Origin of the sequence: Arthrobacter sp. SLBN-122 (assembly GCF_006715165.1) — a bacterium.
Taxonomy (GTDB): Bacteria; Actinomycetota; Actinomycetes; order Actinomycetales; family Micrococcaceae; genus Arthrobacter.
Window position 1 is genome coordinate 3919937 of record NZ_VFMS01000001.1, and the last position, 13302, is coordinate 3933238.

At 67.1% G+C, this 13302-nt stretch carries 11 protein-coding genes; 5 read left to right on the forward strand and 6 right to left on the reverse strand.

From position 1 onward, the window contains the following. Positions 1-8: 8 nt before the first annotated feature. From FBY36_RS18015 to FBY36_RS18030, 4 genes are all read right to left on the reverse strand, one after another. Positions 9-1442: a flotillin family protein gene (locus FBY36_RS18015; protein WP_142121626.1), complete on the reverse strand. Its 1434-nt coding sequence runs from the start codon at positions 1440-1442 to the stop codon at positions 9-11. A gap of 193 nt (positions 1443-1635) precedes the next feature. Further along, complete coding sequence (locus tag FBY36_RS18020; RefSeq protein ID WP_235008890.1) at positions 1636-1935, reverse strand: hypothetical protein; 300 nt, start codon at positions 1933-1935, stop codon at positions 1636-1638. Between the two features lie 113 nt (positions 1936-2048). Further along, the gene (locus FBY36_RS18025) at positions 2049-2912 is read right to left on the reverse strand and encodes an SDR family NAD(P)-dependent oxidoreductase (protein WP_142121630.1); all 864 of its coding nucleotides are present in this window, start codon (positions 2910-2912) and stop codon (positions 2049-2051) included. Positions 2913-2960: 48 nt separating this feature from the next. Continuing rightward, positions 2961-5519 (reverse strand): excinuclease ABC subunit UvrA, encoded by a 2559-nt coding sequence (locus tag FBY36_RS18030; protein ID WP_142122705.1) that lies wholly within the window; start codon positions 5517-5519, stop codon positions 2961-2963. 207 nt (positions 5520-5726) lie between these two features. Between FBY36_RS18030 and FBY36_RS18035 the strand changes: the two genes are divergently transcribed. Next, positions 5727-6551: a DUF1206 domain-containing protein gene (locus FBY36_RS18035; protein WP_142121632.1), complete on the forward strand. Its 825-nt coding sequence runs from the start codon at positions 5727-5729 to the stop codon at positions 6549-6551. On the opposite strand, the gene FBY36_RS18040 is transcribed toward FBY36_RS18035, so the two are convergent. After that, positions 6499-7374, reverse strand: a complete 876-nt coding sequence (locus FBY36_RS18040; RefSeq protein ID WP_142121634.1) for an MBL fold metallo-hydrolase — start codon at positions 7372-7374, stop codon at positions 6499-6501. The two genes, FBY36_RS18035 and FBY36_RS18040, sit on opposite strands and share 53 nt — an antisense overlap. Positions 7375-7602: 228 nt before the next feature. Here FBY36_RS18040 and FBY36_RS18045 point away from each other — a divergent pair, with 228 nt between their 5' ends. Continuing rightward, entirely contained in the window at positions 7603-8346 is a 744-nt protein-coding gene (locus FBY36_RS18045; protein WP_142121636.1) for an SGNH/GDSL hydrolase family protein, read from the forward strand. Positions 8347-8397: 51 nt separating this feature from the next. Here the strand turns inward: FBY36_RS18045 and FBY36_RS18050 are convergent, their stop codons facing one another. Then, positions 8398-9099 (reverse strand): SCO1664 family protein, encoded by a 702-nt coding sequence (locus FBY36_RS18050; protein ID WP_142122706.1) that lies wholly within the window; start codon positions 9097-9099, stop codon positions 8398-8400. Between the two features lie 133 nt (positions 9100-9232). On the opposite strand from FBY36_RS18050, the gene FBY36_RS18055 reads away from it, so the two are divergent. From FBY36_RS18055 to FBY36_RS18065, 3 genes are read left to right on the forward strand one after another with little or no spacing between them, the layout of a single operon-like run. Next, complete coding sequence (locus FBY36_RS18055; RefSeq protein ID WP_142121638.1) at positions 9233-10621, forward strand: sigma 54-interacting transcriptional regulator; 1389 nt, start codon at positions 9233-9235, stop codon at positions 10619-10621. A gap of 14 nt (positions 10622-10635) precedes the next feature. Beyond that, complete coding sequence (locus FBY36_RS18060; RefSeq protein WP_142121640.1) at positions 10636-12636, forward strand: vWA domain-containing protein; 2001 nt, start codon at positions 10636-10638, stop codon at positions 12634-12636. A gap of 35 nt (positions 12637-12671) precedes the next feature. After that, a complete protein-coding gene (locus tag FBY36_RS18065) occupies positions 12672-13289 on the forward strand; it encodes a dihydrofolate reductase family protein (RefSeq protein ID WP_442858252.1) in 618 nt (205 codons plus the stop codon). Positions 13290-13302 lie beyond the last annotated feature (13 nt).

The following is a 13302-nucleotide window of genomic DNA, read 5'->3' on the forward strand; positions in this document are numbered from 1 at the left end:
CGGCAGCCCTACGCACCCGGTGCCTTGGGCGGACGCTTGGTGTCCTCGCCTTTTCGGAGCGCGGACGCGAGGGCAGGCAGGTAGTCGCCGGCCTGCGCCAGGATGCCGCCCAGCATCTTGTTGACGCCCTCGCCGCCGTTGAGGACGGTCATGTTGCCCACGTGCGAGAAGGGCTCCGCTGCTGCGGCGATGATGGCAGGCATGTTCTCGGCAAGCTGCTGGGAGATGACCGCGTCCTGGTTGGTGCCCAGCGCTTCGGCCCGGGCCTTGATGCCGTCAGCTTCGGCCAGCGCCTTGGCCTTGATGGCGGAGGCCGCGGCGTCACCCTTGGCCCTGGTTGCGGCGGCTTCGGCCTCACCGGTGACCTTCGTTGCTCCGGCTGCCGCGGCAGCGGCGGTGGCATTCGCCTGGGCCTGCAGTTCCGTGCGCCGGGCGTTCGCCTGGGCCTCAAGCTCGGTGCGGCGCGCCAAAGCCTCGGCGGCGCTGATGTCCGCCGCCTTCTGCCCTTCGGCGTCGGTGCGCTTGGCATAGGCTTTCGCGTCAGCAGGCTTCCGGATGCTCGTCTGCAGCTTTTGCTCCTCACGGTCCGCCTCAAGCTTGGCAACTTCGGTTTCCTGGACCACCACCTGCTGCCGTGCAGTAGCCTCAGCCAGAGGTCCGGCCTGGGCGGCGTTTGCCCTGGCCCGTTCCGCGTTGGCCTGCGCCACCGACTGCCGGATCGCCGAAACGCTCTGAGCGTCCGCAATCAGGGCTGCGGCTTCCGCTTCCTTTTCCGCCGCTTCCCGGTTGCGGGTGGCCTCGGCTATCCGGGCCTCCATCTTCACCTGGGCGATGTGCGGCTTTGCGATGTTCTGGATGTAGCCGGTGGGGTCCTGCAGGTCCTTGATCTGCAGCGAATCCACCACCAGGCCCAGCTTTTCCATTTCCACGCCGCTGGCGCTGCGGACCTGCGAGCCCAGTTTGTCCCGCTCCCGGATGATTTCCTCCACGGTCATGCTGCCGATAATGGAGCGAAGGTGGCCTTCAAAGACGTTGTATACCTGGCTCTGCATTTTGGGCTGCTGGCCCAGGAATCGGCGCGCCGCGTTGGCAATGAAGGGCGGAGCATCGCCGATCTTGTAAATGACGACGCCTTCAACAATGACCTGGATGCCCTGGGAGGTGACGCAGGAAACTTTAAGTTCCGTTTCATTCAGTGTGAGTGACAATGGCCGCACGGTCTGGAGGCCGGGGAGGACCAGGGCGCCTTTGCCGGTCACAATCTTGAAGTCCATTCCTGCCCTGGTTTCCAGGGTTCCCCTGGTCAGTCCGGAGATGATCAGTGCCTCGTTGGGTTCTGCCACCTTCCACATGAGCTTTGTTGCCACCCAGATAAAAACAATGGCAACCAGCACGCCCAAGATAATGGCAATCAGCGGGAAGAACGGTGCAAAGTCCGGCATCGCCAGGTCCTTTCAATGCCGTGAAGAATGCCTCACGGTAAAACCCCAATAAATGCAGCCGTCCATTTACGCGGGCATTGAAAGCGCAGACAATTCGGGCGCGGTGGCCAACTGTTGTAGACAGTCTGATGCGCCCCCGGCCAAGAGTCCAGAGCGGGACAGATATTTGCCTGCAGCAACGGAAAAGGACTTATCAGCGGCGGTTCAGAAAGCCCGAACCCATGGCAAGGAGTGCTTCCACTTCCGCCAAGCGGTGAGCCTCAAAGACGCGGTCTGCATTGGCACGTGTGCTGGCAAGGAATGGTATTGGCAGGCTGGCGTTGCACCCCCTGCAGCGGATCTCATCGGTCCAGACCCAGTTGTAGGCCACGTGACGTTCCAGGACGCTTTGCATGGTGGCGGCAATGGCGGTGGCGATAACGTCGGCTGCGGCCCCGAAACGCGCCGAATCCCCGGTGCTGCAGATGGACCCAACCTCAATATCGATGCTCATGGTGCCTCTTCCCGCGATCCGGATGGTGCTGTCGAGCATAGTGTGTGCCGCGTCACAACCCTGCATTGACAAGGTCTCGGTTACCTAACGGAGGCCGCTGGAGGGCGGCCCCCTCAGGGCTGCGGGTCCGGATGCACCACGGTGACCTGCAGCGGCATCCTGTTTGTCCTGCCCAGGCGTCCGCCCAGTATGTTCCGTAACCCGTGGGTCGCCAGCCGTCGTTTAGTCAGGAACCGGAACTCCGCGGCGTCGGATGTCACAAGATCCACGATGGGCCGTGCCGCCTGCCCGGCGCTCTGCCCCCACAGTGCCACCACCACCTGCAGGGCCCCGAGGCGGTGCTCGAACCCCGGCTGGGACGCCACCCGCCCCAGGAGGTCCGTTTCCACCAGGCCGGGATTCATGCCGTGCACCCGCACGCCCGTACCTTTGGTTTCCAGCCACAGTGTCTCCGTGAACTGGCGGACCCACCGCTTGCTTGATGCATACGCGTTCTGCAGCGCCACGGGTCCCCGGTCGCCCTGGCCATAGAGGTTCACCAGGTCACCGTGGCCTTGTGCCAGGAACACCGGCAGGGCCACCCTGGCCCCGTGGAATGTGCCCAGGATGTTGGTCCGCACCACGCGTGCGAAGTCATCCACGGGCGTTGACGCGGTGGGCCCGTAGACCCCCGACGTGCCGGCGTTGTTGATCCAGATGTCCAGCGTCCCGCGGCTGATGGCCTCGTCCCGGAGTGCTTCCACGTCGGCGAGGTCGCCGGTGTCGCAGCGCCTCCCGGACGCCGCGATGCCCTCAGCACGCAGACGTTCGACGGCGGCAGCAACGGCGTCGTCCGATCTTGCTCCCAGCACTACGGCCGCACCGTGCAAGCCCAGCTCCCGGGCCATGGCGAACCCAAGGCCGCGGCTTGAGCCGGTCACCGCCGCCACGCGGCCGCTAAGCACGTCGTGTGGAAGCACCGCTTGGGGGGAACGCATTCCTCTGTCCTACGCCCGCGCACGAGCGGGGGCAAGAGCCCAAAGCCGCTACCCTTCCGCCCCGGCGTAACGGTCGCGGAGGGCGGTGGCCAGGTAGGGGGCGGTGCGGCTGCTGCGGGAACGCGCGACGGCGGCCGGGCTGCCGGCGGCGACGAGCTTACCGCCGGCGTCGCCACCGGCAGGCCCCAGATCCATCACCCAGTCCGCGCCGGCCACCACGTCCATGGCGTGTTCCACGACGATCACCGTGTTGCCGGCGTCCACCAGGCGGTTGAGCTGGGCCATCAGGAGTTCGACGTCGGCCGGGTGGAGTCCCGTGGTGGGCTCGTCCAGCAGGTAGAGCGTGTGGCCGCGCCGGGCCCGCTGCAGTTCAGTGGCCAGCTTGATCCGCTGCGCCTCACCGCCGGAAAGCTCAGTGGCCGGCTGGCCCAGACGGAGGTAGCCCAGGCCCACTTCCTGGAGGGTCTGCAGGGAACGCGCCGCGGCGGGAACCCCTGCCAGGAAACCGGCTGCGGCATCGACCGTCATGCCCAGCACCTCCGCAATGTTCCTGCCCTGGTAGGTGACCTCCAGGGTTTCCGGCTTGTAGCGCGATCCGTTGCATTCCGGGCAGGGGCCGTAGCTTCCGGGAAGGAAGAGCAGCTCCACGGCCACGAAGCCCTCGCCCTGGCACGTCTCACACCGTCCGCCGGCCACGTTGAAGGAAAAGCGTCCGGGGCCGAACCCGCGACTCCTGGCGGCATCGGTGGCAGCGAACTCCTTGCGGACCGCATCGAAGAGCCCCGTATAGGTGGCCAGGTTGGAGCGGGGTGTGCGCCCGATGGGCTTCTGGTCCACTTTGACCGTGCGGTCGATCCGCTCCAGGCCGGCAATGTGCCCCACGCTGCCCGGGCCGCCGTCTTCGTCGATCCCAACGCCCGGCTCTTCACGTGGCTCCCGGCTGTCATCTGTGGCCCCCCGGGAGGTGCCGGCAACATCCGCGAGGACCTTGCTCACCAGCGTGGACTTGCCGGAACCTGATACGCCCGTGACGGCCGTCAGGACGCCGAGCGGAAAGGCCGCGTCCAGGTTCCGCAGGTTGTGACGGCTGATGCCGCGCAGTTCCAGCCACCCGGCGGCCTCCCGCGCCGCACCCGTGCCGCTCCCGCCGTCGGCCCTGACCGCTGCTGAATCCCGGGGGAACAGGAACGGCCGTGTCACTGACCCCGGCACAGCGTCGAGGCCCTGGACGGGCCCGCTGTACAGCACCTGCCCGCCGTCCTCGCCGGCGCGGGGACCCACATCCACCAGCCAGTCGGCGCGGCGGACCACGTCCATGTTGTGCTCCACCACGAACACGGAGTTTCCTGATGCCTTCAGCTGGTCCAGGACCGCAAGGAGGGGTTCGGCATCCGCGGGGTGCAGGCCGGCTGACGGTTCGTCCAGCACGTAGATCACGCCGAACAGCCCGGACCGCAGCTGGGTGGCAATCCGGAGGCGCTGCATTTCGCCCGGCGAGAGCGTCGGCGTGGCCCGGCCCAGCGCCAGGTAGCCCAGGCCTAGGTCAAGCAGGACGTTGATGCGCTGCAGCAGGTCGCGGGTAATCGCCACGGCCACTTCATTGGATTCAGAGGACTGCTTCCGCGACGCCGTGCCTGCCGTGGCCAGCAGGGTTGTGGGGCGGATGACCTCCGCCAGTTCTGTCATGGGCACGGCATTGAGTCCGGCAATGGTCTGCCCGGCGAAGGTCACCGCAAGGGCCTCGGGCCGAAGCCCGGTGCCACCGCACCGCGGGCACGGTCCCGTCTCCATGAAGCGCAGCACCTTCTCCCGCATGGCAGGGCTTTTGGAGTCAAGCAGTGTGTGCATGACGTAGCTCCTGGCGCTCCAGAACCGGCCCTTGTACGGTTTGGCCACGCGGTCCCGCTGCGGCGTCACTTCCACCACGGGCTGGTCCTCGGTAAAAAGGATCCAGTCCCGCTGTTCGCGGGGCAACTGCCGCCAGGGAACGTCCACGTCGTAGCCCAGGTGGGTCAGGATGTCGCGCAGGTTCTTGCCTTGCCAGGCGCCGGGCCAGGCGGCGACCGCGCCGTCGCGGATGCTGAGGGACGTGTCCGGGACCAGTGATGCTTCGGTGACCGTGTGGGCAGTTCCCAGGCCGTGGCATTCGGGGCAGGCGCCTGCCGCGGTGTTGGGGGAGAAGGCATCCGAATCCAGTGGGGCAGCGCCGTCCGGGTAGCTGCCGGCGCGGGAGAACAGCATGCGCAGCGAATTGGAGAGCGTGGTCACGGTCCCCACGGTGGACCTTGAGGTGGCGGTGCCGCGCCGCTGTTGGAGTGCGACGGCGGGCGGCAGCCCGGTGATCTGCTCCACCTTGGGGTTGTGGCCCTGCTGGATCAGCCGGCGGGCATAGGGCGCCACCGATTCGAAAAAGCGGCGCTGCGCCTCGGCGTAGATGGTGCCAAAAGCCAGCGACGACTTGCCCGAGCCCGAGACTCCGGTGAACGCCACAATCGCGTCCCGCGGCACGTCGACGCTGACGTTGCGCAGGTTGTTCTCACGGGCACCGCGCACCCGGACGAAGCCGTCTTCGCCCTGGCCGGCCAACTCTGCGGGCAGGCCCAACATGTCTGGGTTCAGGGCGGTCAGCTGGTCAACGTTCTGTTCGGCATGCACCGCTTCGACTCTAGTGGTCATCCGTCCGTGGCCCGAACTTTGCGGGACCTGTCGGGACGGCGCGGACGGATTTACACTGAATCATCCCGCGGGGCCGGCAGGCACGAGACCCCGCCAGGGGGACCGAGAGATCAACTGCATAAAGTGGAAAGGCCGGCCATGGGCAACGCGTCGCAGGGAGCGAACAGGGCAGTATCCGAGGCCGCGTCGGCGAGCCGCAGCCCCGCGGTCCGTGTTCTGGCCCGCGCCGGATTTGTCTTCATCGGCCTGGTCCACATCCTGATCGGCGTCATCGCATTGCAGCTGGACAGGGGCCAGGGCGGTGAAGCCGACCAGTCCGGAGCAATCGGAACCCTCGCCTCCAAACCTGGCGGCGGGATCCTGCTCTGGGTGGGAGCTGTTGCCTGCGCTGCGCTTGCCCTGTGGATGCTGAGCGAAGCCGTTTTTGGGGCCCGCTCCGAGACTGATTCCAAGAAGAAGCTGAAAAAGGCTGCCAGTGCCGTGGGCAAAGCTGTTGTCTTCGGTGTCCTGGCCTTCACCTTTGCCGTCTTTGCCTCCGGCGGCAGCAAGAACTCCAGCCAGTCCGCCAGCGATTTCACGGCAAAGCTCATGGGAGCGCCCGCAGGGGTGGTGCTTTTGATCGCGGTGGGGCTGGCGATCATCGGCGCCGGCGGCTATTACGCCTATCGCGGCATCACACGGAAATTCATGAAAGACCTGCAGGACCCCGGCAATGCCCGCACAGCCGTGGAGTGGATCGGAACCATTGGCTACGCCGCCAAGGGCGTGGTGCTCGCCGTCGTCGGGGTGCTGATTATCGTGGCCGCCGCAACCGCCGATCCGTCCAAGTCCTCCGGCCTGGATGGCGGGCTGAAGACCCTCGGCGCGCAGCCGTATGGAGTGTTCCTCCTGGGCGCCATTGCCGCAGGGCTTATTTGTTACGGCGTGTATTCCATGGCCCGTGCACGCTACGGAAAGTTTTAGCTTGCCCCTCTAATCCAGTGCGGCGCGTTCGCCCGGATGCCTGGACAGCTTTCCGCCGCTGGCTCCCCAGAGCTGCTACTGCTTGATCCAACGGGATACGCAGGGCCGGACCATGTCCCGGCAGGACAACCGAAGCGTCGACGCCGGCCAGGTTTCGCACGGCGGCGAGCGCCGCGCCCGGATCTGCGTGATACATCGAATGCAGCATCTGCGGACCGGACGTCCGACTGATGGGGTGCCCGCTGACAAACGAATCGCCGACCGCGATGGCTCCCGCTTCCGGAAGCAGGATTGCCGTGTTGCCGGGCGTATGCCCGGGCACGGAGATGGCCACCGGCCGGCCCGGCAGGGCCCGGAGTGCGGCAGCGTCCCACGCCGTTGCCTGCGTTGCGGGCCGGGCTGCCAATGCGCCGGCCTTGATGACGTGCACCATCCAGCGGAACACCCGGGGCCGCCACGCCCGGCTTAGGACCTGGCCGAGGGTCACCTGGTGCTTCTCCTTGCCCTGCACGTGCGCCAGCTCCCCGGCCGCGCACAGGACAGGTGTCCCGTAGGACTCGGAGAAGAAGGCCGCGGAGCCAGTATGGTCCACATGGCCGTGCGTGAGCAGCAGGGCCAGGGCGTCCGCGGGTTCCAGGCCCAGGTAACGGAGCGAGGCAAGGACATGGTGGCGGTCACCCGGGTAACCGCTGTCAATGAGGATGAATCCGGGCCCGTCCCGGACCACTATCCAGTTGGAGGCCGGCCCTTCAACGGAATAGACGCCGGGTGCCTGTTCGGAAACGCGTTTCGCCGGGTCCCACCCGTTGGTTTTCTGCCGCACGGGTACAGCGTAGTCCGAAGGCAACACCACAATCCGGACGCCGGATGACAGGTGCCCGGGCTACCTAACGCCCCCAAGTTCCTGTGCAATGGCTGTGCATTCTTTGATCCTGGTCACCTTGGCCCTACAGTATTCCCACCATTGCCTACGATGGGACACGGACAGAGGACGGATTGGCGGCGCCGGCAGCGGCCGGACCGCGACGACTTGCAGGCAGGAGGTGGACCCATGCACCATGACGTGCTGCTGCAGTCGCATCCCGCCCACCGGCATCCTGGCCGGGCCATAGCCGCGGGTGCGGTCGGCCTGGCCCTGGCCGTGACGTCAGGGAGTACTGCCCAGACGCAGCCACCTGCCACGGCAGCGCCCCCGGTCCGCGTTGTGGTTGTGGGGGACTCCCTGAGCACGGGCCACGGCACGTCACCGCAGGAGGCGTGGCCGGCGTTGATGCGCAAAGACCCGCTGGGTGCCGGCCTGGAGGTGGTTAACGCCGCCGAGAACGGCAGCGGCTACCTCAGTACGGGTGACCTGGACGGTACTTTCGGCACCGAGGTTGAAGACTTCGTGACTCCGGATACCGGAATTGTTGTCTTTTTCGGGTCGGAGAATGACCTGGGCCATGCCCCCTCAGATATTGGTGATGCCGCCCTGGCGGCGATGGACCGCGCCGAAGCCCTGGCCCCGGCAGCGAAGATCATTGTGGTGGGGCCGCCGTCGTACTCTGCAATCCCGGATCCTTCGCTGGTGGACATCAGTGACCAGCTCAAGGCCGCTGCCCTGCAGGCGGGCGGAGAGTTCGTGGACCCCATCGCGGAGGGCTGGATCAGCGATGATTTTGACGATCTCATCGGCCCGGACGGGGACCATCCCACGGTGCTGGGACAGCACTACCTGCTGGAGCACATCGGCACCCACCTCGAACAGGCGGCCCCTGCGGCGGCCGCTGCGCAAGGACATCCGGACGCCCAGTAAAGGGTGCCGGCGCAAACAGTTCGGACCCAGCCGGTTCCGGACCAGGATGACTCAGACCAGGGGCCAGGGGTAGCGCATGCCAGTGGGGTCAACGGGAAGTGCCTTGTCCTGAAGCACCCGCTGGACGCGGCGCTGGAGTGCTGCCACTTCGGCCTGGTCCAGCAGTGCGGCCACACCGGCGGGCACCATGGTGGCCAGTGGACTGATGTCCTCAAGCAGATTTTCTGGAATGGGGTCACCGGCGAAGTCCCAGATCACGGTGCGCAACTTGAACGCGGCGGAAAAGCACAGGCCGTGGTCGATGCCCCAGATACGGCCGTCGGTGCCGCGCAGCACATGCCCGCTCTTCCGGTCCGTATTGTTCGCCACGTAGTCGAACAGGGCGATCCGGGCGAGATCGGTGTGGGTCCCGGGGAAGTCCGCGTAAAGGGTGAAGTAATGCTCCTGGAGGTCCCCCTCGATGAACCATTGCAGCGACCCCACCCCAAGCGGCGCGTCTGTGCGGACTATCGTCGGCGGTACGATTCCCCACCCCAGTGCTTCGCTGAGCAGGTAGGCCGCGCACTCCCTGCGGTACAGGCCGGTGTCGAAATCCGCGAGCGGACGTTCCCCGGCTTCCGGTTTGTAGACGGCCCAAGCGGAATCGTCCGCGCACGTAACTTCCACCAGGAACGTGGCGTTGCTGCCGCTCATGATCCGGCCCAGCAGCTCCACGCGGCCCTCATTAAGGAGGGTCAGCTCCCGCCCGGACACCGGATCCTCAGAGCGGCCGCGTTCCGCCCCCGTCCCCTCCACCATGCCAACCAGCCTATGCCGGACAATGACCGAACAGAGGAATCTGGAGGAAACTCTCGATTAGCCGCGGGGCCGGGCTTACCGTAGAGGGGTGAGTGAGCGCCCCGATATTTTTACCGTTGGTGAACTGCGTGCAGCAGGGTACGTCCACAAGGACCTGCGCCACGAAATCCGCGACAATCTCCTCGCCGCCCTGGCCGCGGGGCGGGACCCCTGGCCCGGATTGTTCGGCTTCAGCCGGACCGTGATCCCGCAGCTCGAACGGGCCCTCATCGCCGGGCACGACATCGTCCTGCTCGGTGAGCGGGGACAGGGGAAGACCCGCCTGCTGCGGACCCTGGCCGGGCTGCTGGATGAGTGGTCTCCGGTCATCGAGGGCTCTGAGCTGAACGAGCACCCCTTCGAGCCAATTACCGAACAGTCCCGTGCCCGGGTCCTGACCGAGGGCGACCGGCTGCGGGTTGCCTGGCGGCACCGGTCGGAGCGCTACGTGGAAAAGCTGGCCACGCCGGACACTTCGGTGGCCGACCTGGTGGGCGACGTGGATCCGATGAGGGTGGCCGAGGGTCGCCGCCTGGGGGATCCCGAGACCATCCACTACGGGCTCATTCCCCGCTCCAACCGCGGCATCATTGCCATCAATGAGCTCCCGGACCTTGCCGAGCGCATACAGGTGGCGATGCTCAACGTCATGGAGGAGCGGGATATCCAGATCCGTGGCTACGTGCTGCGGCTGCCGCTTGACGTGCTGGTTGTCGCGTCCGCAAACCCGGAGGACTACACCAACCGCGGCCGCATCATCACACCGCTGAAAGACCGCTTTGGTGCGGAGATCCGGACCCACTACCCCATTGAACTGGAGGACGAGGTCTCCGTCATCCTGCAGGAGGGCCGGCTGGTGGCGGACGTCCCGCCCTTCATCCTGGAGATCCTGGCCCGCTACACCCGCGCGCTGCGGCAGTCCCCGGCCATCAACCAGACTTCCGGCGTTTCCGCCCGGTTCGCGATCGCCGGCGCGGAGACGGTGGCCGCCGCGGCGCTGCGCCGGGCGAGCCTGCGGGGCGAGGACCAGGCGGTGGCCCGGATTATCGACCTCGAGCCGGCCGTGGAGGTCCTGACGGGCAAGATCGAGTTCGAATCGGGGGAGGAAGGACGCGAACAGGGCGTCCTCGACCATCTCCTGCGCACCGCCACCGCCGAAGCTGTCAGGGCGCACTTCCAGGGCCTGGACATGGGTCCGCTGGTGGCCGCCCTCGACGGGCACCGGACCGTCACCACCGGGGAACAGGTGACCGCGCAGGAGTTCCTCGGCAACCTCCCCTCCCTGAACGGCTCGGGCCTCTACGACGAAATCGGGCGGCGCCTGGGCGCCACAAATGACGGACAGCTCGCTGCCGCCGTCGAACTGGCACTCGAAGGCCTGTACCTCGGCCGGCGGATCTCCAAGGAATCCGACGACGAGGAAACCATTTACGGCTAGGCACAGGAGGCACCATGGCCATCCACAAGCGGTCCGCCAGGTACGGCCGGTACACCGGCGGCCCGGACCCGCTCGCCCCGCCGGTCGACCTGGCCGAGGCGCTCGACGCCGTCGCCGAGGACGTGATGACAGGCTATTCACCGCGCCACGCCCTCCAGGAGTTCCTGCGGCGCGGCGGGCGGAACCGCGAGGGGCTGGACGACCTCGCCCGGCGCGTCCAGGAGCGGCGGCGCGACCTGCTCAGCCGCCACCGGCTGGACGGCACCCTGGATGAAGTGAAGAAGCTCCTGGACACGGCCGTGCTGGAGGAGCGCAAGCAGCTGGCCCGGGACGCCATGATGGATGACACCGACCGTGCCTTCCGAGAGATGCAGCTGCAGAACCTGCCGCCCTCCACGGCGGCCGCCGTCAATGAGCTCGCCTCCTACGACTGGCAGTCCCAAACCGCCAGGGAAGCGTACGACCGGATCAAGGACCTGCTGGGCCGGGAAGTCCTTGAACAGCGGTTCGCCGGCATGAAGCAGGCGCTGGAGAGCGCCACCGATGAGGACCGCGAAGCAGTAAACGCGATGCTCCGGGACCTCAACGAGCTGCTGGGCAAACACCGGCGGGGCGAAGACACGGACGCCGATTTCCAGGAGTTCATGGCCAGGCACGGCCAGTACTTTCCGGAGAATCCGCAATCCGTGGAGGAATTGGTGGATGCCTTGGCCCAGCGCGCGGCGGCGGCCCAGCGGCTCCTGCAGTCCATGTCCGCTGAGCAGCGTGACGAGCTGATGCGGTTGTCAGCCCAGGCATTCGGCTCGCCGGAACTGATGGCGCAGCTCAGCGAGCTCGACGCCACCCTGCAGGCCCTGCGTCCCGGAGAGGACTGGGCGGGATCGGAACGCTTCGAAGGGCAGGAAGGCCTGGGGCTGGGTGACGGGACCGGTGTGCTGCAGGACATCGCCGAGCTCGACGAACTGTCCGAGCAACTGTCGCAGTCCTACAACGGCTCCCGGCTTGACGACCTGGACCTCGATGCCCTGGCACGCCAGCTCGGTGAGAATGCCGCCGTGAGCGCCCGCACCCTCGCCGGGATCGAGCGGGCCATGCAGGACGGCGGCTACCTGCGGCGCGGCACTGATGGCGACCTGCGGCTGTCTCCGCAAGCCATGCGGCGGCTGGGGAAATCGCTGCTCCGGGACACTGCAAGGCAGCTCTCCGGGCGGCAGGGAAACCGGGACACGAGGATGGCGGGGGCCGCCGGGGAGCAGACGGGCTCCAGCCGGCAATGGGAGTTCGGTGACCGCGAGCCCTGGGACGTCACCCGCACCATGACCAACGCCATCCGGCGCATCATGGCCGACGGCGGCGACCCGGGCCGCGGACTGCGCCTCGCCGTAGGTGACATCGAAGTGGCGGAGACGGAGGCCCGCACGCAGGCGGCGGTTGCCCTGCTGGTGGACGTGTCCTTCTCCATGGCTGCCGAGGGGCGGTGGGTGCCGATGAAGCGGACCGCCCTCGCACTGCACCACCTGGTGTCCACCCGCTTCCGCGGCGACCGGCTTCAGCTGATCACGTTCGGCCGCTACGCGCAGTCCATGGATATCGGCGAACTCACTGCCCTCCCGGCGCTCCGCGAGCAGGGCACCAACCTGCACCACGGTTTGCTGCTGGCGGGCCGTTTCTTCCGAAGCCACCCATCCATGCAGCCCGTCCTGCTGGTGGTCACCGATGGCGAGCCCACCGCGCACCTGCTGCCGGACGGGGACTCCTGGTTCAACTGGCCGCCGGATGCGGAGACCATCCGTGCCACCGTTGCGGAACTGGACCGCCTTGGGCGTTCGGGCGTCCAGACCACGGTTTTCCGCCTGGGCAACGACCCCGGGCTGGAGCGGTTCATCCAGCGGATGGCGCGGCGCGTGGACGGCAGGGTGGTGGCGCCGGAGGTGGGCGACCTGGGCGCAGCCGTGGTGGGGGAGTACCTGCGGGCCCACGTCCGCAGCGCCTACGCCGACGGCGACTGGTTCTGACCGGTCCCTTGCCGGGCTTCCCGGCCGGGAATAGCATGGGCGCCATGAGCCAGCTGATGGTGGACCTGATCATCACCCTGGACGGCTTCGCCTCGGGTGAAGGGTGGCCGGGCTGGTGGGGCCTGGAGGGTCCGGAATACCTGGCCTGGCTCCAGCAGGAGGCCGGGAAGGACTACACGTTCCTGCTGGGGGCCAACACCTACCGCCTCATGTCAGGGATGTCGGAGGATGCTGCAGCCGGGGGAACGGGATATTCACAGGACGAAAGCTCAGCCCTGACCGGCCTGGCCGCCGTTCCCAAGGTGGTGTTCTCCTCCACCCTCAAAGCACCTCTTCGGTGGCCGAACTCCGAACTGGTACCGGGGGATGCGGTGGAGGCCGTCAGGCAGATGAAACAAACCCATCCCGGGCCCTTGAGTACCCTCGGCAGCCTCAGCCTCTGCCGTTCCCTGGTGGCAGCAAACCTCGTGGACCGGTTCAGGCTGGTGGTCTTCCCCCTGATCACCGGACGCACGGGACGCGAACGGATCTACGACGGCTACCCGGACGTCGCCCTGGACCTGGTAGACAGCAGGATCTTCGACGGACGCCTCCAGCTGCTCGAGTACATCCCCCGAGTGATAGACCGCCCGCCGCTCAGCGGCCAGCCCTGACGTCGAGTGCTGA